This window comes from Paraburkholderia sp. GAS33 (assembly GCF_050436645.1).
Taxonomy (GTDB): domain Bacteria; phylum Pseudomonadota; class Gammaproteobacteria; order Burkholderiales; family Burkholderiaceae; genus Paraburkholderia; species Paraburkholderia phenazinium_B.
In genome coordinates, this window is record NZ_JBNDMP010000011.1 from 99053 (window position 1) to 119100 (window position 20048).

22 protein-coding genes and 1 pseudogene are annotated in these 20048 nt (G+C 58.7%); 6 read left to right on the top strand and 17 right to left on the bottom strand.

From position 1 onward, the window contains the following. Positions 1-28: 28 nt before the first annotated feature. The 4 genes from groL to P3T24_RS28855 form a co-directional block, all read right to left on the bottom strand. On the bottom strand, positions 29-1672 hold the full coding sequence (gene groL, locus P3T24_RS28840; RefSeq protein WP_074265692.1) for a chaperonin GroEL: 1644 nt from the start codon (positions 1670-1672) through the stop codon (positions 29-31). 52 nt (positions 1673-1724) lie between these two features. Next, positions 1725-2015 carry a co-chaperone GroES gene (groES, locus tag P3T24_RS28845; RefSeq protein WP_025496518.1) on the bottom strand — a complete coding sequence of 97 codons (291 nt, stop codon included), beginning with the start codon at positions 2013-2015 and terminating at the stop codon, positions 1725-1727. A gap of 742 nt (positions 2016-2757) precedes the next feature. Then, on the bottom strand, positions 2758-3228 hold the full coding sequence (locus P3T24_RS28850; protein WP_429439958.1) for a hypothetical protein: 471 nt from the start codon (positions 3226-3228) through the stop codon (positions 2758-2760). A 163-nt stretch (positions 3229-3391) separates the two neighbouring features. Next, positions 3392-3700 (bottom strand): DUF4304 domain-containing protein, encoded by a 309-nt coding sequence (locus P3T24_RS28855; RefSeq protein ID WP_429440195.1) that lies wholly within the window; start codon positions 3698-3700, stop codon positions 3392-3394. Here P3T24_RS28855 and P3T24_RS28860 point away from each other — a divergent pair. Continuing rightward, positions 3635-3799 carry a hypothetical protein gene (locus P3T24_RS28860; protein ID WP_429440208.1) on the top strand — a complete coding sequence of 55 codons (165 nt, stop codon included), beginning with the start codon at positions 3635-3637 and terminating at the stop codon, positions 3797-3799. The genes P3T24_RS28855 and P3T24_RS28860 overlap by 66 nt on opposite strands. A 69-nt stretch (positions 3800-3868) precedes the next feature. Further along, positions 3869-4243, top strand: coding sequence for a hypothetical protein (locus P3T24_RS28865; RefSeq protein WP_429408600.1), 375 nt, complete (start codon positions 3869-3871; stop codon positions 4241-4243). On the opposite strand, the gene P3T24_RS28870 is transcribed toward P3T24_RS28865, so the two are convergent. From P3T24_RS28870 to ltrA, 5 genes are all read right to left on the bottom strand, one after another. Next, entirely contained in the window at positions 4233-5213 is a 981-nt protein-coding gene (locus P3T24_RS28870) for an MBL fold metallo-hydrolase (RefSeq protein ID WP_429439960.1), read from the bottom strand. The two genes, P3T24_RS28865 and P3T24_RS28870, sit on opposite strands and share 11 nt — an antisense overlap. Before the next feature lie 653 nt (positions 5214-5866). Then, the gene (locus tag P3T24_RS28875) at positions 5867-6862 is read right to left on the bottom strand and encodes a tyrosine-type recombinase/integrase (protein WP_429439963.1); all 996 of its coding nucleotides are present in this window, start codon (positions 6860-6862) and stop codon (positions 5867-5869) included. Next, on the bottom strand, positions 6855-7790 hold the full coding sequence (locus tag P3T24_RS28880; protein WP_429439969.1) for a tyrosine-type recombinase/integrase: 936 nt from the start codon (positions 7788-7790) through the stop codon (positions 6855-6857). The genes P3T24_RS28875 and P3T24_RS28880 overlap by 8 nt, the downstream gene beginning before the upstream one ends. After that, positions 7787-9034 (bottom strand): tyrosine-type recombinase/integrase, encoded by a 1248-nt coding sequence (locus P3T24_RS28885; protein WP_429439972.1) that lies wholly within the window; start codon positions 9032-9034, stop codon positions 7787-7789. Before P3T24_RS28885 ends, P3T24_RS28880 begins: the two co-directional genes overlap by 4 nt. A gap of 181 nt (positions 9035-9215) precedes the next feature. Then, on the bottom strand, positions 9216-10526 hold the full coding sequence (gene ltrA / locus P3T24_RS28890; protein ID WP_429439975.1) for a group II intron reverse transcriptase/maturase: 1311 nt from the start codon (positions 10524-10526) through the stop codon (positions 9216-9218). A gap of 675 nt (positions 10527-11201) precedes the next feature. On the opposite strand from ltrA, the gene P3T24_RS28895 reads away from it, so the two are divergent. Then, positions 11202-11969, top strand: coding sequence for an SAM-dependent methyltransferase (locus tag P3T24_RS28895; protein ID WP_429439978.1), 768 nt, complete (start codon positions 11202-11204; stop codon positions 11967-11969). Positions 11970-12256: 287 nt separating this feature from the next. Beyond that, entirely contained in the window at positions 12257-12658 is a 402-nt protein-coding gene (locus P3T24_RS28900; protein ID WP_429439980.1) for a GFA family protein, read from the top strand. 129 nt (positions 12659-12787) lie between these two features. Here the strand turns inward: P3T24_RS28900 and P3T24_RS28905 are convergent, their stop codons facing one another. From P3T24_RS28905 to P3T24_RS28935, 7 genes and pseudogenes are all read right to left on the bottom strand, one after another. Beyond that, positions 12788-13144: a hypothetical protein gene (locus P3T24_RS28905; RefSeq protein ID WP_429439982.1), complete on the bottom strand. Its 357-nt coding sequence runs from the start codon at positions 13142-13144 to the stop codon at positions 12788-12790. Beyond that, positions 13128-13712 (bottom strand): DUF308 domain-containing protein, encoded by a 585-nt coding sequence (locus P3T24_RS28910; RefSeq protein WP_429439985.1) that lies wholly within the window; start codon positions 13710-13712, stop codon positions 13128-13130. The genes P3T24_RS28905 and P3T24_RS28910 overlap by 17 nt, the downstream gene beginning before the upstream one ends. A gap of 242 nt (positions 13713-13954) precedes the next feature. Continuing rightward, on the bottom strand, positions 13955-14569 hold the full coding sequence (locus P3T24_RS28915; RefSeq protein WP_429439988.1) for a hypothetical protein: 615 nt from the start codon (positions 14567-14569) through the stop codon (positions 13955-13957). A gap of 48 nt (positions 14570-14617) precedes the next feature. Further along, positions 14618-15391 (bottom strand): annotated as a pseudogene (locus tag P3T24_RS28920) (molybdopterin-dependent oxidoreductase). Positions 15392-15393: 2 nt separating this feature from the next. Next, the gene (locus tag P3T24_RS28925) at positions 15394-15987 is read right to left on the bottom strand and encodes a cytochrome b/b6 domain-containing protein (protein ID WP_429439991.1); all 594 of its coding nucleotides are present in this window, start codon (positions 15985-15987) and stop codon (positions 15394-15396) included. A 270-nt stretch (positions 15988-16257) separates the two neighbouring features. Continuing rightward, positions 16258-16668 carry a GNAT family N-acetyltransferase gene (locus P3T24_RS28930; protein ID WP_429439994.1) on the bottom strand — a complete coding sequence of 137 codons (411 nt, stop codon included), beginning with the start codon at positions 16666-16668 and terminating at the stop codon, positions 16258-16260. Positions 16669-16909: 241 nt separating this feature from the next. Further along, positions 16910-17440, bottom strand: a complete 531-nt coding sequence (locus tag P3T24_RS28935; RefSeq protein ID WP_429439997.1) for an N-acetyltransferase family protein — start codon at positions 17438-17440, stop codon at positions 16910-16912. 143 nt (positions 17441-17583) lie between these two features. On the opposite strand from P3T24_RS28935, the gene P3T24_RS28940 reads away from it, so the two are divergent. Together P3T24_RS28940 and P3T24_RS28945 are read left to right on the top strand one after the other, a co-directional pair. Then, positions 17584-18147, top strand: a complete 564-nt coding sequence (locus tag P3T24_RS28940) for an AAA family ATPase (RefSeq protein WP_429408559.1) — start codon at positions 17584-17586, stop codon at positions 18145-18147. Next, on the top strand, positions 18144-18515 hold the full coding sequence (locus P3T24_RS28945; RefSeq protein ID WP_429408558.1) for a YciI family protein: 372 nt from the start codon (positions 18144-18146) through the stop codon (positions 18513-18515). The genes P3T24_RS28940 and P3T24_RS28945 overlap by 4 nt, the downstream gene beginning before the upstream one ends. A gap of 108 nt (positions 18516-18623) precedes the next feature. Here the strand turns inward: P3T24_RS28945 and P3T24_RS28950 are convergent, their stop codons facing one another. Then, a complete protein-coding gene (locus P3T24_RS28950) occupies positions 18624-19907 on the bottom strand; it encodes an adenylosuccinate synthase (RefSeq protein WP_429440000.1) in 1284 nt (427 codons plus the stop codon). Positions 19908-20048: the final 141 nt, after the last annotated feature.

Below are 20048 nucleotides of genomic sequence, written 5' to 3' on the forward strand. Positions count from 1 at the left end.
GAGGCTCCCGGAGGAGCCCCATCCGAAATTACATGTCCATGCCCATGCCGCCCATGCCGCCCGGCATTCCGCCGCCGCCCATCGGAGCATCTTCCTTCGGCAGTTCGCAAACAGCTGCGTCGGTCGTCAGCAGGAGACCTGCCACCGATGCTGCGTTTTGCAGTGCCGTGCGCGTGACCTTCGTCGGGTCCACAACACCAGCGTCGACCAGGTCGACGTACTCGCCGGTTGCTGCGTTGTAGCCGTAGTTGCCCGTGCCTGCTGCAACTGCTGCCACCACGACGCTGGCTTCTTCGCCGCCGTTCGTGACGATCTGGCGCAGCGGTTCTTCCATTGCGCGCAGAACAATCTTGATGCCTGCGTCTTGATCGGCGTTAGCGCCCTTCAGACCGGCGATTGCCGTACGAGCGCGGATCAGTGCAACACCGCCGCCGGCCACGATGCCTTCTTCCACAGCTGCGCGCGTTGCGTGCAGTGCGTCTTCGACACGCGCCTTCTTTTCCTTCATTTCGACTTCGGTCGCAGCGCCGACCTTGATCACTGCAACACCGCCGGCCAGCTTGGCCACGCGCTCTTGCAGCTTTTCACGGTCGTAGTCCGACGTTGCTTCTTCGATTTGCGTGCGAACTTGCTTCACGCGCGCTTCAATGTTGGCACCTTCACCAGCGCCGTCGATGATCGTGGTGTTTTCCTTGCCCACTTCGATACGCTTGGCTTGACCCAGTTCAGCCAGCGTTGCCTTTTCGAGCGTCAGGCCGGTTTCTTCAGCGATAACTTGACCGCCGGTCAGGATCGCGATGTCTTCCAGCATGGCCTTACGACGATCACCGAAGCCCGGAGCCTTGACAGCAACAGTCTTCAGAATGCCGCGGATGTTGTTCACAACCAGCGTTGCCAGAGCTTCGCCTTCGACGTCTTCTGCGATGATCAGCAGCGGACGGCCAGCCTTGGCGACTTGTTCCAGAACCGGGAGGAGGTCACGAATGTTCGACACCTTCTTGTCGTGCAGCAGCACGAACGGGTTGTCGAGCACAGCAACTTGCTTGTCCGGATTGTTGATGAAGTACGGCGACAGGTAGCCGCGGTCGAACTGCATGCCTTCAACCACGTCCAGCTCGTCTTGCAGCGACTTGCCGTCTTCAACCGTGATGACGCCTTCCTTGCCGACCTTGTCCATTGCTTCAGCGATACGATCGCCGATCGACGAGTCGCTGTTTGCCGAAATCGCGCCAACCTGAGCGATTTCCTTGTTGGTCGTGCACGGCTTGCTGATCTTGCGCAGTTCTTCGATAGCTGCAGTCACAGCCTTGTCGATACCGCGCTTCAGGTCCATCGGGTTCATGCCCGATGCAACGTACTTCATGCCTTCGCGAACGATGGACTGGGCCAGGACCGTTGCGGTCGTGGTGCCGTCACCTGCGTTGTCGCTGGTCTTGGAAGCCACTTCCTTGACCATTTGCGCGCCCATGTTCTGGAGCTTGTCTTTCAGTTCGATCTCTTTCGCGACCGACACACCGTCCTTGGTGACCGTCGGGCCGCCGAAGCTGCGCTCCAGGACAACGTTGCGGCCCTTCGGACCCAGCGTGACCTTCACAGCGTTCGCGAGGATGTTCACGCCTTCAACCATCTTGGCACGGGCGGAATCACCGAATACGACGTCTTTAGCTGCCATCTTCTAACTCCTTGAATTCTTGGGATATAACCGGGTAAGTAGCGCTTTGCGCTTACTTCTGCACCACGGCCATGATGTCTTCTTCGCGCATCACGAGCAGTTCGCTGCCGTCGACCTTAACGGTCTGGCCTGCGTACTTGCCGAACAGGACGCGGTCACCAACCTTCACGTCGAGCGCGATTTGTGCGCCCTTGTCGTCACGCTTGCCCGGGCCGACTGCCAGAATTTCGCCTTGATCCGGCTTTTCTGCTGCGGCTTCGGGGATCACGATGCCCGACGCGGTCTTGGTTTCTTGATCCAGACGTTTGACGATCACGCGATCATGCAAAGGACGAAGGTTCATACATACTCCTCTCTTGATTGAGACTGAAGAACGCTGAGAAAACCCGGCTGGCTGGGCCAGCCGGCGATGTTGTTAGCACTCTCGTGCAGCGAGTGCCAATTATATGGACGGGCGGTGACAAATTCAAGAAGGATGGGGGTGGGAATTTTTTGCGGGGGTTGTCGAGATTCACTTAACTTTGAACTTTGTTCACTTAAGTTTGAACTCGTGACCTGCGCTCGGACGCGCCAACAGGGCGAACATTCCATAAAAACAATGACTTATAACCCACGTAGCCGTGCCGCAGGGTTGCGCACGCTGCTGGCCACCCAGCGATTTCTGACGACCATCGTTCCGCAAAACGTAACGACTGACATTCAATCTAGGGTAAACCCCCGGAATCGATCTCATTTCTCATCCAAGCCCGGGAAGTTCGAAAAAGATGATGCGGCTTGCGGCTATCAGGTGCAGCCGATGCACAGAGTTCTGGCAGGTGATCCAGTTCGTCTCCCTGACGGCACCCCAGTGGGAGTGTTCGAAGGTGGCTAGACCCGAAAGTAGGGAATTTACTGGACCGCCCGAAAGACGTGCTTTCTTTGAACGCCGCCCGTACTCAGCCGCCCGCCGTCGTATGTGCGCTCAATCGCGCCAAGTATGCAGACGGATGACCCATCTGTACGAAACGGCGATCGTCGCGTGTCGACCCACAGCGGACCACGGCCTTTGCCGACAGCAGACATTCAAAAGAAGAATCGGACGACGGCTATGAGGCCTCACGCAGCCACGTAAGATAGAGGAACAGCCAGCAAGCAAGACCGCTCACTACCCCAACGGGAGCAACGAGCCGGATCAGCACGCTGAATGCGAAATGTTCGTTGTCAACGCGGGGGGACAAAAAGATCATGCCCGCCCAGAGGCCCACGGACAGCACCACGCCCATAGTCGCGAAATAAAGCCAGTGCCTCGTTCCGGCTTTGTTGGCAACGATCATTCCGGCTACGTAGAAGGGGAAGAGCGGCAACGCAAAAATCGCGAGGCCCAATAGGGCAGCGCCCAGCTCAGCTCCGACAACATGAGGAATGCTAAACACAAATCCGTGCTTTGCGACGACACCAGGGAGTTGCGTACTTCCGACAATAAGGGCTGGAATAAACGTCATCGCACCCGCAGCCACGGCTATCGGATATGCGATGACTGACCGACCTAACGTGATGAATTGCCCATGCTTTGCCATTGCAACTCCAATGCGGCATTCGAAATGGTCCAGCCGACGCATCTGCGATTGTCACCAGTCTTGATGCCCATGTCGAATGCCTGTTGCTGGCCGAAGATCACCGCGAAGGATTCGACCGCAGGCGACCGAGCGGCTATAGCCACCGCAAAGGGGTCGATAGCGACTAGCCCCACCAACGCTCAGCCTCGTCGATGTGAGCGCATAGCGTATCTGCGACAGCCTTTGGCGAAGTACCCTCGTCGAATCGAAACCAGTAGTCCTTATTCGGTCCAGACGCCCCGAGTCTATGGCGCTGACGGGGATGTAGATCGTGTGCCTTGACCTTGGCTGCAGGAATGATTTTCCCCCAATGGGTCGTGATACCCTCTGCGCCGCATTGAGCTAGCTCCACGACGAAGCCCCCTCCATGGCGATCGAACTGCACCGTCAAAAGGTCAACCCGACTATCTCGTTGTCGCCGAAAATGGGGCAAAGAACCCTTGAACCCAAGCTGGCGAAGCGCGGGGACAAAACGCGCTTTCAAAGCGCTGCTCATCTCGTCACGGCTCATCGAGGTATCTCATGTGGCTGAAGCGGCCAAATTGCCGCCCGTTTTCACGGCGATTGTCAGCGATTCGGCGGCGATGTCGACTGTCTGAAAGTGGCCGATACTGTTGAAAAAGTCGCTGCCTCGCTTTTGCAATCGACAAGCAAAAAAATCGACCTCTCAGATCGACCCACAAGCCGCTCGCGAGCGTCGGTCAAGGGTAAGAAGACCCCTGAAAACCTCATGCGCGAGACGGTCATCGACTTTTTCAACAGTATCGGCCGAATTCCGACTGATGGATCTCCCCGTCTGGCGTTCATCGAACGGGCCTATGCAACGGGCAGATTACGACAATCGAGTTTCCGCCAAGCCGCCGCTCGCTCGCGGCAATGGGCCTTAGAAACGTCACTGCGTTTTTTGGTGGCCTGGGCCGGAATCGAACCGACCCATGGCACGCGAGCCGCCACAGCCCACACCGTCAGACGGTGATCAACGTCTGCTCGCCGGGTTTCATTACCGAGACCCGCAGCGAGGGCGCCACGTGCGAGGCAGCCTGGCGGTATTGCTCGCCCGCCTCGACACCCAGCACCAGCCCGTTGTGCGCATAATGCACGGGTATGCCATGGGCCCCCCCCACCCACGCACTGGCCCGTGCCGCGTCCTGCGGATTCATCGTGAAGGGCCCGCCGCCCGCAGACACAATGCTCAGATCGGGTTTGTAACGCTCACCGATCAATCGCATGTCGCCGAAAAGATCGGTGTCTCCGCTCAGATACACACGAACTCCACCGATGTCGAGCATAAAGCCCGCCGCCGGATAGCCGCACAAGTTGGAGTGCAGTGCGGGAATCAGATGCGCCGACATCTCGCCGTGCAGGGACACCCCGCCGAAGTTCATCCCCGCCCCGCCGTTCACGACGATTTCCGCGGGATCCAGGCCCACCTTACGAAACTCCGGCACTAGCGCTGAGCGCATCATGTCGCTCTGCCCCGTGGTCTTGACCAGCACGCCGGCGTCGTTCAGCGCTTTGAGCATCTCGAAGTAATCGCCCATGTGGTCGCCGTGGTCATGGGTGAGCAGCACAAAGACTGCATCGGGTTTCTTGCCCGCGACATAGTCGGCGAATCCCTTGGCACTGGCATATTCCGGCGGCTTTTTCACGCCGAAACGATCCCAGCCCGCGTTGTTCCAGATCCACGCGTCGCCGTACGCAATCTGCTTGTAGTCAGGTGTGGCGATTTCCGTGACGCCACCGCCCAGCCAACGCACCAGCAGCTTGCCGCCGGTGCGCGCAGGCGTCGCCCAAAGGTCGTCTTTCGGCGCCGCAGAGGCAGTCGCAGAGGCGGTGCTTGCGAGCGCGATCGCGCCACCCAAGGAGAAGCCGCCACGAACGAAATCCCTGCGTCGGCGACCGTCGTCATCCATCTCCGGTTCCTGCGATGTGGTCTGCGAATCCATGTCGTCTCCTTGGCCTTGGTGGCCGGTCATTTTGCACGATCAACGCCCCAGCGGGGTCCGGCCGAGGGCTTCCGCAGGAAGCCGATGATCTGCTTTTCCGTGAATCGCTTCTTTATGTCCAATTTCCTGACTGCGTGATTGGACTCCAAATCGCTGCGGTACTCAAACAGGGGGAACACGTTATTCGTCGATTCACCCGGTTCGCGGCCCTACGGCAAATACTTTCAACGATCAACTACCTTCGAGTCCAGAAGCTCCGCGTTGACCGACGGTGAATAGTCGAATGTCGACGATCTAGCCAGCGATGTCGAAGATCCTTTCCTAGCCGAATTCCGACTGATAGATCTCTCCGCCGGGCGTTCATCGAACGGGCCTATGCAACGGGCAGATCACGGTAGAGTCGAGATGTGGCGCGGTGGCAGTAGGTTCGGTTTGTCTGTTGCCGCCCCTTTCGTCTGGCGGTGCCCGAGTAACCTCGCCCTAACTCCGTTTCCACACCCCCGCTCATCGAACCGGACATGCAGATCTCCCGCATTAAATGAGTTCGATCACATTTGATGCGATATGTGGTGTTGCCTCAAATGTGGTCTTGCGGCGCCCGAGCCGCGATCCTGACAGGATCCGGCCGGCTGAACGCCACATAAAGAAGCCTGCTACAAGGACCGGAGAAACGCCATCAGCGCGGGATCTTTGGCCCATCGCCTGTTCGCCTTTCGATCGCTGGGGATAGTAAGCCGCGCCAGGGCGTTGGCCTTCATCTCCAAATCAACTTCGGCGTAAACGTTGGTCGTATCGATGGAGACGTGACCAAGCCACGCCCGTACGGTATTGATATCGACGCCGGATCGAAGCAGGTGGGTCGCAGTTGAATGTCTAATGCTGTGCGGGCTGACGCGCTTGGATGCGAGCGAGGGCATATTGGCTCGCGCCTTGACAGCGTAACGCTCTACGACCGCGTGAATGCCGAAACGCGTCAGGGGTTGCCCACAGCGATTGAGGAATACCCGTTCCTGCGATGGACGTTGGCCAGCGAGGTTGCACAACTCTCGCACGGTGTCGGGCCATAGCGGACACTGGCGCTGTTTGCGTCCCTTGCCGAGAACGCTCACGCTGCTGGAGATCGCATCGACGTTGCCGATGGTCAGGTGGGCCGCCTCGTCCGCCCGCGCACCGGCATTGTAGAGAAACAGCAACAGGGCGTAGTCACGTCGACCTTGAGATGTACGTCGATCTGGGCAGGCAAGGAGCGCATCCATTTCAGGTTTGTCGAGATAGGGTACCAGCGTTCTTGTAGTCTTCTTGTAGGGGATGCAGCGCAGCTGGGTGCACCACTGGATATGTTCGGGGCTGTGCTCGCCAACGAATCGAGCCAAGGCATGGATAGCAGCCAGGCGCTGATTCCGCGTCGCGACGCTGCATCCGCGACAGACTTCGATATCTGAGAGGAAGTCCCGGACGATCTCGGCCGACACATCTGTCATTGCCAGCCGGTCGACCGGTTTGTGGACTCGACCAGAAGCGAAAGGAATCAGTTGGCACAGCGTGTCGCGGTAGCTCTGCTGGGTGTTGCGAGCGAGGTTCCGCTCGCCGATAAGGTGCTCGAGCAGGAAGCGTCGGACCCAGGGTCCAAGAAGGGTTGTGTCACGCATGATCGTCTCCTCCCCGGGCGTAGCGCTCGAAACGTAAGCTCGCCTGCCGCAGCAACTCTGGCGTCATGGTCAGGTAGTGCTGGGTGGCGCCAATATGCACGTGACCAAGATAGGTTGCCAGCTGGGGCAGCAGGCGTTGTACATCCGCGCCTTCGCGATACCAGGAGACCAGCCGGGTAACTGTATAGGTGTGCCGAAGGTCATGAAGTCGTGGCTGATACCGCGCACCATCGTCACGACGTACCTGTGCGCGTTCACGCAATTGTTTGAAGGCATACTCGGCGCCGGCTCTGGACGGGCGCTGTCTGCGCTTCGTCAGCAGAAAGGCCGCGTCGGGGTCGAGTGGCGGGCATTTATTGCGTTCGACAGCGTACTTGGCCAGCACCGATGTCAGATCTGGTCCGGTCGGCACCAGCCGTGTCCTGTAGAACTTGCTCTCACGTATGCAAAGCACTCCGGAGTCCAGATCCACATCCGCCAGATTCAGGCCGACAGCCTCGCCGATGCGAAGCCCAGTACCATAGAGCAGCAGCAGGAGCGTGCGGCAAGTTAGCGATGACAGATTGCAGCGTTCACGACCAGCCGTCGCCGCGAGTAGACGCCGTATCTCTTCTCGCGAATAGATGTACGGCACGAAGGTCCGGTGTTCCTCTGGTACCGTTAAGGGTAACGGCGAACTGGTCGTGTAGCCGCGAGCAATGGCAAAGCGGTAGAAGCCGCGCAACGCGTTGAACTTGCGATGCCAGAAAGGCGTGATGGGACCCTTGCCAGCAAGGAACGCATAGACACAATCGGCGTCGACCTCGCGCATATCGATGTCGCCGAGCGTTCGATGAAAGGACTTCAAGGTACGCGCCTCAGTGGCAAAGCGCATCCCCAGTGACTGTTTGTAGGCCACGTACGCGGCGACCGCTTCAGGCAGTTTCATAGCAGGTCTCCCAGGGCAAAGTCTGCGACCTGCCTCAGGCCAGCCAGATCGACCTTGGCATAGGTGCGCGTTGCGTAGGCGCTGCGATGGCCCAGATGGTCCCCGATCTCCTTGAGGGAGAGTCCTTCAGCCACCAGACGGGTCGCGCACGCGTGTCGAAGCGAATGCGGGCCGCCATGACTGCAACTGATGTTAAGAACTCGCAATCGTCGTTTGACCAGGTAGTGCAGACTCGTAGGCGCGAGCGGACGAAACGGGGCTCGTATGGTGACAAACAAGGAGCGCGAGACAATGTGAGGTCGCACCTGTTCCAGGTATCGCAGAATTGCTTCACCTACCTCGGCTGCAAGCGGGTAGTCCTGTTTGCTCCGCTGCTTTGGACGGCTGATGTGAAGGATGTCATGTTCCCAGTCCACGTCGTCCAGAGTCAGGGCAACGACTTCACCCCTTCTCAGCCCGTAGACCGCCAGGAGCAACAGAATGGCGCGGTCCCGGATATCATGGGGACTGTCCGTATCGGTGCTGCGAATGAGTCGCTGCACGTCTTCCCACTTCGGCCCGGCTGGAAGCGTCTCGTGGCTGAACAGACGCGGTCCTTCGATACCGGCGGCGAGTCTCTTCGAGCACCAGGTTTGCTCACCGGCGTAGCGGAGGAAACTTCGCAGCGCGCCGGCAAAGGTGGCCATCGATACCCGGGACCAACCTTGCATTCGTCTCAGCGCAAAAAAAGCGTCGACCTGTTCGAGTCGCATCTCGCCGATGCTGCTTCCTTGCTCGCTGAGCCAGGACAACAACGCCTGAACGTGCCAGCATCGATTGTGGATCGTGTGTGACGACAGGCCGCGCTCCTCGCGCAAGTAGCTGTCGAACTGTTGAACCAGATCGGCGAATGGCGGCGTTTCAGGTTGCTGCTCTTGCAGTCGCCCCAGGAAGCGAAGCCAGGCCGTAGCGGTCTGAATAAACCGTTCCCGCGAGAACCTTCCCGTCAGGATTCGCTGATGCCGTCGCTGGTAACGAACCCAGCGATCGGCTGCCATCTCGACCTCCGCAGACGGAATCAATCGCTCGTTGTCGAGCGCGATACGCCGGGAAATAGCGAGAAGCTCAGGTGCAAGGCCCAACAGCGTTGATTGGGCTGCACCACCCTGTGCGCAGTGGGCCAGATAGCGTTCTCGATCATCGGCCGATGGACCATTGCGATGACGAGCCAGTACACGGGGGTAATGAAACAATGTACCGAACATGATCGGATCTCCGAGTTAACCTTCGGATCTCCGACACTACTCCGGCGCAAATTTATGTGGCCTTCAATAGACATACACCGCTGACAAACCTCGACCTGGCGCCGCAAGACCTCATTTGAGGCAACACCACATATCGCATCCGGCTCTCGGACAGGACACCACGCCTTCACACACGGCAGGTTCACAACCATGGACCAGTCAGACGCACGAGACCGAAGTGCCCGTAGAGATGCGGGGATGGATAGGTCCCGCCTCTGCGACGTCGAACCTTGTACTTGTTGCGTAACCACCGACGCAACCGCGTAGCGGTGTAGCTGTCGAGCGCCCGATACGCGCGTCTGTCCGAGCCTACCTTGAAGTAGTTCGCCCAGCCGCGCAACGTGCGGTTCAACCGGCCCACCAGCTCCGTGGTCTCTTGCCACACCGCCTTGAGGGCGGTCATCGCATGAATCTTTTCGACCATGCGCCGGATACTCTTCTTCGACGGACGCATGCCCATACGGGCCTTGCCAGTCGTCGCTGAGTACAGCCGCCCAAACGTATAACCCAGGAAGTCGAACTCGCCTTCCGGCACCTTGCAGATTCGTGTCTTCTCTTCGTTGACCGTCAGCTTCAGTTTGTCCATGATCTCGCGCATTCGTAACAAGGCTTCCTCAGCCTTCCCTTCCTTGCACAGGATCACCAGATCGTCCGCGTAGGTCACAATGCGACTGCCAAGACTGCGCTGAAGTCCGAGCTTCTTCCATGCCAGCACAAACCGGCGCATATAAATATTCGCCAGCAGTGGTGAGATGGGTGAGCCTTGCGGAATGCCACGTCTGCTGTCTTTGGCCTCCGTCGTACGTTTCTTCCGGCCTCGGGTATCGGTTTCTTCCACGGGGCATTCCAGCCACATCCGGATCAGATGCAGCATGCGCCGATCAACGATGCGTCGCGCCAGCGACAGCATCAGTTCGGCGTGTGGAATACTTCCGAAGTAGTCCGCAAGGTCGGCATCAACGACGTCCGTTTGCCCTCGATGCAGCCGTTCCTCCACCTCGATCACCGCTTGCTGGGCGTTTCGCCCCGGGCGGTAAGCGTACTGCTCTGATGGAAGGTCCGCTTCGAAGATCGGTTCGAGCACCAGCATCGCTGCCGTCATGCACACCCGATCACGCAAGGTCGAGATGCCCAGTGGCCTCAGCTTGCCATTGGCCTTCGGGATAAACACTCTTCTGATAGGGTCCGGCCGGTAACTCTCCTGCCTGAGCGCAAGCGCCAGTTCGCCGAGCCACTTCTGCGCCCCGTACGCGTCGATCTCCGCAAAGTCTTGCCGATCGACACCCGGCGCGCCCCTGTTCGAGCGACACTGGGCGTACGCATGCGCCAGCACATCCTCACGGTAGATCTTGTCGTACAGAGCGTAAAAGCGGTACCCGGCTTCTGCCTTCGCTTTCGAGTGTAACGCCGTCTGCAGCTTCTGAACACTGATCGGAGTTGATAGGTTGCCCAATCTCCAGGTCCCTCACTACGTGTTTCGTTGGTCTTGAACTGAGGCCCCTTCCCTCCACCGGCATTACCCGGCTTCACCAGTACTACGGGCCTCTCCGTCATCCCAAGGCGCCCGGCCTGTCCCTCGCGGGCGTCCGGTTGGTCATCCCTGACCACGCCGAGGGACTTCCCGTGTTGCGTACGCTTTCCTTGTGTACATGCTGTCGCCACTACCCCGGCGCAGCGACTGGGCGTCCAGCCTGCTCATTCGCCCAGTCGTATCAGCCTTCCCCGATAGGGTTGTCGGGTCGGCCTGCGCATCGACCTTTTCGAGGTTTGCCCGGCGTTCACTCGCGTTACGGCCTGCACACTCGCGCTGTCACCAATTTGTGACACGCGTCACCGAAGGCTTCAGCCACTTCGTTGCCTCCATAGCTGCTCCGGTTGCTTCCGGCTGGAGCATTTGCCGGGCGGGGCTTGCACCCGCTGGAAAGCGCCACCTTTTCACGGCGCACACCCGAACCGGCCATCCGCTAACGCCCAGAGCGGACGGTCCCAAGCGTAAAAATTGCAGCCGTTCGAGAATCTGTGTAGGCTTGCTGCGCTGTATAACGACAATATTTGGGAGGTTCGTGTATGAAAGCTCTTTGTGAATCGATGTTGAAAAAAGCCATCAATACCCTTTCGCAAGAGAACCATGACCAACATGAACTACGACCCTTTCCGTTTTTCCACGATTGCACACAGTAACCACCGTTACCTGAGCCCGCTGTCGCGGAATAAAGCTCATGAACTCCTTCGCAGTTTCGTCGCGAATCTCTCCGCAGATGACATCGTGCTGGACGCCGGTTGTGGCAAAGCAGCGCTATTGCGAGATGTGCTGCACATGTCGCAGGCACGTGGTGTCGGCGTCGATATCAATCAGAGCTTCTTAGTCGAGGCGCGAGTTGCGTTTCGGCAGGACTTTCCAAACGACTCGCGGCTGAGCTTGATCAACGCTCCCTTACTGGAGCACACTCGGCCCGAAGGCGGATACGCCGCAATCCTTTGCGTCGGATCTACGCACGCATTCGGTTCGTTCGAAGAATGCCTGCGCGTCGCCTTCGACTGGCTGAAGCCCAGTGGCCGTTTGCTCGTCGCCGATGGGTATTGGAAGCGGACACCCTCGCAAGGCTATCTAGATGCAATTAACGGAACAGCCGACGAGTTCGTTTCTCACGCGGAAAACGCCCAGCGCGCCAGTGCGTTGGGCTACAACCTGCTGCGGACCGCAACCAGCAGTGATGATGAGTGGGATGAATACGAAGGCAGGTACTGCGACGCGATGATGCAATACTTGGCGGCGAATCCGGATGATCCCGATGCGGAGAAGTTCTTAAAGCGAATGCAAGATTGGCACAGCTCATACTTGCAGTGGGGGCGAGCAACGCTCGGCTTTGGCTACTATTTGCTTTCGCGCGCCTGACACTTACGGGCTAAGGCTCCCCGGTCGCGCAGTCTTTCGCGGCCGAGGTAAGTGACCGATTCTGGCCGAAGAGCGTCTCATGTGACTGGCATAACGTGCCCTACGACGAGCTCTAGGCTTTTCGGGAAGCGGGCATTTGTAACGCAAAATCGATTTTTTGAAAAGGTAAGATAACGCGCTTATCAATAGGTGCCCACACACGACCGAGACCGAGGCTTTTATACCGGATTACGCCGAAGCGTTGACACCAGATGTGTACGACACCGAGTTGAGGGAGCGCGAATAGGATGCTCGAAACGAACCGAACTGCCAGTTGCGCTTGTGGCCAACTCACAGCCACGACATCGGGTGCCCCGGTCGGCATTTCCGTTTGCCACTGCCTCGATTGCCAACGCAGAACCGGTAGCGTGTTCGCTGCACAGGCTCGATTTCCCGCAGGGTCGGTCACCATTACCGGTACCTCAAACACGTTCGTTCGGGTTGGTGACGGCGGAAGCAAGAGCACGTTCCATTTCTGCCCCACATGCGGTTCCACGGTGTATTACAACAATGAGGAACGCGAAGACAGCATCATCATCACCGTCGGGGCATTCGCAGACCCGACGTTTCCTGCCCCGACCTTCTCCGTGTACGAAGAACGCATGCACTCCTGGGTTGAAATGCCCCCGGACATCGAGCACATGGATTAGCCAGCGACAGCAGTCGCATTAGCTACCCGAGTTGCGTTGTCGACGATTCGGCCGCTCGCATTGACCGTCTCTTGTTGGCCGGTTCGCGGCGGTGGTCTAACCGGCACAACGCCGGCTATACGCGGTCACCTACTCGATGCGCTCGACAAGATGCGCACGATTGGCGGGGGCGGCATATGACTCCGGCCAATATTCAACGATGCGAGTGATTTTGCCGGCTTCGACTGAGAAAAACGATACGGCTCGCGCGGTCATAGATCCATCGGTAACCGTCACATCGGACTTGAATACGACGGGCTCATCAATACGACACATGCGTCGATGCAGGAGGGCAGCGTTCACGTCGGGTACCAGTACTGATCTCCACAATGCGAGGTCGAACGCCTCGCGCTTTCGTTCTCGCTTGTGAAACCGGACGGTGTTATTGGCGCCAATAACACCGTCTTTATGCGAGTCGTAATCCACTCCTTCAAGGCGACGATGCAAGCTTACGCCGCAACTGCCCAGCCGACAGCCACAACGCAGACACAAGAAAATACAGCGCACCGACACCTGCGTAGCCCGCTACCTTGACGATCGCGGGAGGCACCGCTGCATGCGCCTGCACAACAAAAAACACCCCAGCCAGCGCCGACTGGGCCCCGCTCAGAATCATCGCCCATTGCGCACCAAAGCGCTTCCAGCGACGGGCAGCGGTGACAAGCTGAAGCAAGCCGGACAGAACGGCCCAGACGCCGAATACATCCAGCACCGGGATCGCGTTGGTGCTCAGAACCGCAATCACCGCAATCGCAATCGCCGCGCTAGCGAAAACGTTGAAAGCCTGCGTAAGGTTTTCTCGCATCCCGCCGCTACGCGACATGTCGACGTAGTTGGCCAGCGCGTCCCAGATCGGATAGACGATCAGCAGCCCGGCTCCGAACGCCGCGGCATGCTGCCCAATGGTGAACGCGAGCGCGACCCACACGACAGAAAATGCAGCACGGGTAAAGTAATACTGCTTGAGCCACCGCTCGCCCTGAAGGCGGGTAGTGTCCGAAAGTTGGGTAGCCATTGCAACTCCTTCAAAATTTGTCGACCGCATCGCAAAAGGCGATGCGCCAGGCTCTTGTCGCGGTGCGTTGTCGCCAGGACCGCAGCAGCGTCATCGAGACAAGAGGCCTGCATTGATAGAGATGATGGCATCCGGCCTGTTTCGGCGGCATCGGTCGAACGACCGATGCGCTCCTCGCGAGTGGCCCGAATCAAAGCACGTTCATGCGAGCCACATAACACCACGCCTCGACGCCGAAACCATTACATCGGCGGGGCTACGCCGTCCTTTTCGACCACGACAAATTGTGCGTCGTAGGCTCCGCCCTTCGCCGGCACTGCCACGACGAACACCTTCTTTCCAGTCGTCAAATCGTCGCGCGTGGCAGGAATGATCGTGACCACCGGAGCGTCCGTCGGCACATTGATGGTATTGCTGCCACCCTTGTACGAGAGCTTGAGATCGCGCCCGCTCGTGCCGGCCACGACGGTATCCACGTTGGCGTTCGTCATCGAGCTGTTCGCGCCCAGGTCCCATGCGTAGTGACCTTCGCCTGTGCCGCGTGCGGCTTCGGGGAAGACCAGCACCTCCTTCGCGGTCAGCTTGCCGTCGAGACCCGGCATCGCCGCGGCGCCGACATAGGAACCCGGTTTGATATCGGACAGGGGGATGGCTTTCACGGCGTTGACATGCGCCGCGTCGCTCATTTCGATGGTCACAGTGTCTCCGCTGCGCCGATGCACCGTCAGCGTGCTGCCTGCGAACGACACGATGTCGCCGCGGATTCGTTCGGGCTTGCCCGCCGATGACTGAGCGAAAGCAGCGCTAGCAAGCGTGAGCGCGACGAAAGACGCGGCGAGCTTAAGGCGAATGGACATAACTACTCCGTTGGTTTGTTACGGTTAGAGAAATCTGCGGCTTGCGGTTCAGGAGCCGCCGAACCAGTTGTAGCCCTGGTTCTCCCAATAGCCGCCGGGAAATTGGTTCGTCACCGAGATGGCGACGATATGCTTCGGGTTCTTGTAGCCGAGCTTCGTCGGCATGCGCAGCTTCATCGGAAAGCCGTACTTCGCGGGCAAGATGTCGCCGTCCTAGGTGAGCGTCAGCAGCGTTTGCGGATGCAGCGCCGTCGGCATGTCGATGCTCGTCCAATAGTTGTCGGCGCAGTGCAGCGCGACGTATTTCGCCGTGGTATCCGCGCCGGCCAGTGACAGAAACTCGGAGAAGCGCACGCCACCCCATTTGCCGATCGCGCTCCAGCCTTCGATGCAGATATGCCGTGTGACCTGGCTGCGCTGCGGCAACCCATGGAGTTCGCCGAGCGTCCAGATACGCTTGCCTTTGACGAGACCCGACAGCTCGAGGCGGTAGGTCTGAGCGTCGATGTCCGGCACCTGATCGATGTCGTAGAAAGCATTGAACGGAAACGGCCGCGTGATCATGGATTCCGGATACGTCGGCGCCAGCTTGCCAGGATCGAAGAGCAGAGCCTGCGCGCCGTCATTGAACGAGGACATGGTGCGCAGCAGGTTGTTCACCGATTTGTCGTTGGTCAGATCGCAGCCAGACAACAGCGCCAGGCCGCCCAAGGTCAGAATTCGCTTGCCAAAAAGGCGGCGGGAAGTCGAACTCAGTTCCTTGCGCGCGTCTTTGATGATGGATTCGGTGTCGAGTGTCTGCGGAGGCTTCTTCGAGTTCATGGTTAGCGCCCCCAGATCATGGTGAGCAAAGATCGTGGAACGAGCGCCACCATGACGATATGCACGGCAAAGAAGCCAACGAGCACACTCATCGCGGCGAAATGGACGATGCGAGCGTTGTCGAAACCACCCATCAGCATTCGCAGAACCGGAAACTGAACGGGCTTCCAGATAGTCAAGCCCGATAAAATCACCAGCACGATGTCGACGATCACAACGAGATAAGCCGCTTTTTGCACGGCGTTATACTGGCTGAGGTCGCCATGGCTAAGCTTGCCGCGCGGCGCTGCTGCGAGGTCGGTCATGATTGCGCCAAGGGTGATGGGGAAGATCGTTCTACGCAGTCGGCCGGTGACGACACCCAACACGAGATACGTCGCGAAGTTGGCGACCAATATCCACATGACCGCGAAGTGCCAGAGCAGCGCACCGCCTAGCCAGCCACCCAGTGTGATAGATGCCGGGAAGCGGATCGCGTGGAAGACGGGAGAGGCCTCATACACCTGCCAGCCGCTCATGCACATGAGGATCACTGCGGCGGCATTGATCCAGTGGAATGCGCGGACCCATACGGGATGAATGGTTGTGTGGCTCAAAACGGCCTCGTTGTCGTCGGTAGGGGAAACGTAGCGCGCGACTATCCGCGCGAGCGACGATTGCGTCGCGTCGTTCGTCCGCCCAGGTCGGAATCTCCGATGCCGGAGTCACGTTTCAGTCGTGGCTCGCAGCTGGCATGAGGGTGAGGATCGCAGGTGGGGTGCTGTGACGGTATCGGTCAAATGACCGATGGGGGAGAGGGGGCCATCCCGGCGTGTACTATGTCCACTCTCAGGTGTGGAGAGGATTCGTGGGAAAGGGCCTTCGAATCAGTCTCTTGTGACCATCACCTTGTTTTCGTGCTGGATGCCGCCGAGCTCAAAGTACGCGACACCGTCCTGAGTCATTCCGCGAGAACGATAGAAGGAGATCGCCTTTTCGTTTTGGGAGTTGACGATTAACCAGATGGCGCGGTCTCCGGTTCTGTCCATCGCAAGCTCTCTGGCGCGAGTCAGCAATGACGATCCTATTCCGCGGCCAGCAAACGAATCCTGAACGTAGAGTGTTTCAATCTCGATGGGAATGTCGGCGTGGTACGAATTGAAGCGCACCACGATATAGCCAGCCAGATTGGTTGCCACCTCGGCGACCAATAGAACGACGCCCGGGTCGTTCATTAGAGCCACGATCCTTTCCGGCGTAAATGTCGTCACGACATATTGCGCGATTACATCGGACACACCCGCTGCTGCGTAGGTATGCACCCACACATGTGCGCCAAGGACTGCGATGCGCGCTGCGTCTTCCCGTCTGGCTGTTCTTATCGAGTGCGTAGGGTTCATCGTGTTCTTTGTCCAGAGTCTGCTGGCAGAGGTGAGGCCGGCGTGCGAGGAAGTGCCTGCGTATCATCGTCGGTCGAGCGGGATTCCCTCCGGCGTATGGTTGCCCACTACAACGCTGTGAGAACGCTGTCGACATTTCTCAGGGGATCAAACTCGCAACGTCGTCCCATGCAAATACGATATTTTGTGATTTCCAGATTGGCCCTGGATCGACGTACTCGCCTACCTGCCGGCCATTCAGCGCCTCGTAAAAAGCGATCGCGAGTTCGTTTCCCTTAACGACGCTTAAAGCGGCCCCCTGGTAGTGCATTTCCCTCAAATGAATCGCGAGTTGTGCAAGCAACTGCCGCCCAATGCCGCGGCGCTTGAAGTCAGGATCGACATAAAGGAATTTAATCTCGCCGCGGCCGTCGAAGATCGGTTCTGAAGACTCACCGGCCGCCCCGATCCCAACCGTTTTGCGGTCGATCTCAGCAATGAGCACGATGTGGCTGGGGTCGTTCGAAGACAGCTTTTCCTTCCACTTTGCACCACGAAATTTCTCGTTGAGGACGGCGAATGCTTCCGCAGGCGCAAGATCCCGGTATGTGTGCCGCCAGACTTTCACATGAAAATCAGCGATCTTTTGCGCATCGTCAATATTGGCGGATCTGATGGATATTTCAGTCATGTAAGGCTCGTTCGGATGCGGGATTGCGTCGTTGTGCGCGGGTGGGCGCAAACGATTGTTAACGATCTGGGCGGCGATGTCGACCAACCGGTTGCGGTCGCCTGTCGCTATGCAATACTCCAAGCTTAACCTCGGGTCGATTCATGAATCGTTTCGCATATCGTCGCATCAACATTGTCGGTGCTGCAGGATCGGGAACTACAACTCTGGGACGCGCGTTGGCAATGCGGCTCGGCTTCAACTTTGTAGATGCGGACAGCTTCTATTGGAAGCCAACTGTCCCGCCATTCAAAGAGAAATACGATCCGGAAAGGCGTTTGACGATGCTTCTCGACGAAATTGAGGCATGCGACGCATCGGTTTTATCTGGCTCGGTGTGCGGCTGGGGTTCAGAACTGGAAAATAGTTTTGACCTCGTTATATTCCTGTCACTGCCGACCGCGCTTCGACTTCAACGAATCGAAGCCCGCGAAATGTCGTTGTTCGGCGGTGCCGATCCCGCCTTCCTCGCGTGGGCTGCGCAATATGAAGAGGGGAAATTACCGGGTCGCAGCCGGGCGCGCCATGAAGCGTGGCTTGAAAGTCGCATGTGTCGCGTGCTGCGATTCGATGAGGATCAAGCCGTTGATACACGGGTTGAGCAGATTGTCGATTTTCGACCATCTGTCTCGTCGTCAGTGTATCCCCGCGGAAAGGAGCTCCCATGAAATACGTCGGCTTAGCCTACTTCACCCCTGAAAAATTCGCGGCGATGGCGCCCGAGGACGTCAAAAAATTGGTGAACCAATGCCCCGCGTTGGACGAGAAGATGCGGGCTACCGGCAAGGTTCTCGTTTCCGCGTCGCTTGGCGATCTGGACAGCTGGAGAACTCTCCGCCCGGGCAACGGTAAGACTCAAGTCACCGATGGGCCTTACACCGAGACGAAGGAAGTCGTGGGCGGCCTGTTCATCATCGAGGCAGATAGCCGTGACGAGGCGTTGCGCATCGCGTCCATGCACCCGGCCGCCACGCTGGGCGAAGAAGGCGGATGGGCCGTCGAACTGATCCCCCTCGATTTCTACCTGGAACGATGACAGCCTGGACGCCAGTCTCAAGTATCCGTTGGCGCTCCCTTCTCCGCAAACGCGGTCACGGCATTGTGAGTCACCGCGGAGCTCGATTTCTGGCCGAGTGGCGCCCGCTTACGCGAACGGAGATCGCAAGACAATCGCGTCATCACGTTCAGGACCCGTGGTAACCATTGACACCGGAACGCCGACTTCCTGCTGAATCGCTTCGATCAGCGCCGCGACCTGGCGGGGCAGATCGCCATAGGACCGGATGCCCCGGGTCGAACCGTCCCAACCATCAAAGCGCTGGAGAACCGGCTGCAGGCGCTGCTGCTCGGCATTGGTGGACGGCATGTAATCGATGCGCTTCCCATCAAGCTCGTAGCCTACGCACAAGTAGACCGAATCGAAGCCATCGAGCACATCCAGCTTGGTTAGCGCCAGCAGACTGATGCCGGCGACCTTGGTGCTCTGGCGCAGTTGTACCGTGTCCAGCCAACCGCAGCGACGCGGGCGACCCGTGTTGACTCCATACTCGGCGCCGCGTTGCCTAAGCAGGTCACCGAGTGTTCCGTCCACTTCGGACGTGAAAGGGCCTTCGCCGACACGCGTTGCATAGACCTTACTGACACCGAGCACCTGCCCGAGGCGTGAGGGGGCGATGCCGGTGCCACTGGCCGCGCCTGCGGCGACGGTAGTCGACGACGTCACATAGGGATAGCTACCCCAATCCACGTCAAGCATCACGGCCTGCGAGCCTTCGAATACCGTGCGCTTGCCCGATGAATGGGCGCTGTCGAGTCGTTCCCAGACGCGTCCCATGAACGGCAGGATTCTTGGTGCCATGGCAACCAGGTCGCTCAACATCTGGTCTCGCTGGAAAGGTTCCAGACCGACGCCACGGAACCACGCGTTATGGTGCTCAAGCAGTGCATCGAGCTTTTGCGCGAGCAGTGCCGGTTCAGCGAGGTCGCAGACGCGCAAGCCTCGGCGCCCCACCTTGTCTTCGTATGCCGGACCGATACCGCGTAGCGTGGTGCCGATCGGTTTGGCGCGCAAGCGTTCCTGAACGGCGTCGATCGCGCGATGGACCGGTAGAACAAGCGTGGCCGTCTCGGCGATCTGCAGCGTCTCTGGCGTTATACGGATGCCCAGTGCGGCCATGCGGTCAATCTCCGCAAGCAGCGCTTCGGGATCAAGGGCGACGCCGTTGCCGATCAGTCCAAGCTTTCCGCGCACGATCCCGCTGGGAAGCAGCGCCAGTTTGTAGGTCTGACCATTCACCACAAGCGTGTGGCCGGCGTTGTGGCCACCGTTGTAGCGGACCACGATGTCCGCTTTCTCGGCAAGCCAATCCACAATCCGGCCTTTTCCCTCATCGCCCCACTGCGCGCCAACCACGACAACATTTTGCATACGGTAGCCTTCCTGGTGAGTTTATCGAACAGATCGCAAGCCGGATCTGTTGCCAACCAGCGCAATATAAGCGTCGACAGCAGCCACGAAAATCGATATAAAGTCATCATATTTGTCAGGAAAACTCACATAGAGATTTGC

Coding starts and splice junctions, on each gene's coding strand:
- P3T24_RS28885 (WP_429439972.1), bottom strand. CDS start 9,034: ATGTTCGGTACATTGTTTCATTACCCCCGTGTACTGGCTCGTCATCGC.
- P3T24_RS28850 (WP_429439958.1), bottom strand. CDS start 3,228: ATGGCAAAGCATGGGCAATTCATCACGTTAGGTCGGTCAGTCATCGCA.
- P3T24_RS28870 (WP_429439960.1), bottom strand. CDS start 5,213: ATGGATTCGCAGACCACATCGCAGGAACCGGAGATGGATGACGACGGT.
- groES (WP_025496518.1), bottom strand. CDS start 2,015: ATGAACCTTCGTCCTTTGCATGATCGCGTGATCGTCAAACGTCTGGAT.
- P3T24_RS28875 (WP_429439963.1), bottom strand. CDS start 6,862: ATGCGTGACACAACCCTTCTTGGACCCTGGGTCCGACGCTTCCTGCTC.
- P3T24_RS28945 (WP_429408558.1), top strand. CDS start 18,144: ATGAAATACGTCGGCTTAGCCTACTTCACCCCTGAAAAATTCGCGGCG.
- P3T24_RS28915 (WP_429439988.1), bottom strand. CDS start 14,569: ATGTCCATTCGCCTTAAGCTCGCCGCGTCTTTCGTCGCGCTCACGCTT.
- P3T24_RS28910 (WP_429439985.1), bottom strand. CDS start 13,712: ATGGCTACCCAACTTTCGGACACTACCCGCCTTCAGGGCGAGCGGTGG.
- P3T24_RS28900 (WP_429439980.1), top strand. CDS start 12,257: ATGCTCGAAACGAACCGAACTGCCAGTTGCGCTTGTGGCCAACTCACA.
- P3T24_RS28950 (WP_429440000.1), bottom strand. CDS start 19,907: ATGCAAAATGTTGTCGTGGTTGGCGCGCAGTGGGGCGATGAGGGAAAA.
- P3T24_RS28860 (WP_429440208.1), top strand. CDS start 3,635: ATGGCGATCGAACTGCACCGTCAAAAGGTCAACCCGACTATCTCGTTG.
- P3T24_RS28935 (WP_429439997.1), bottom strand. CDS start 17,440: ATGACTGAAATATCCATCAGATCCGCCAATATTGACGATGCGCAAAAG.
- P3T24_RS28940 (WP_429408559.1), top strand. CDS start 17,584: ATGAATCGTTTCGCATATCGTCGCATCAACATTGTCGGTGCTGCAGGA.
- groL (WP_074265692.1), bottom strand. CDS start 1,672: ATGGCAGCTAAAGACGTCGTATTCGGTGATTCCGCCCGTGCCAAGATG.
- P3T24_RS28895 (WP_429439978.1), top strand. CDS start 11,202: ATGACCAACATGAACTACGACCCTTTCCGTTTTTCCACGATTGCACAC.
- P3T24_RS28880 (WP_429439969.1), bottom strand. CDS start 7,790: ATGAAACTGCCTGAAGCGGTCGCCGCGTACGTGGCCTACAAACAGTCA.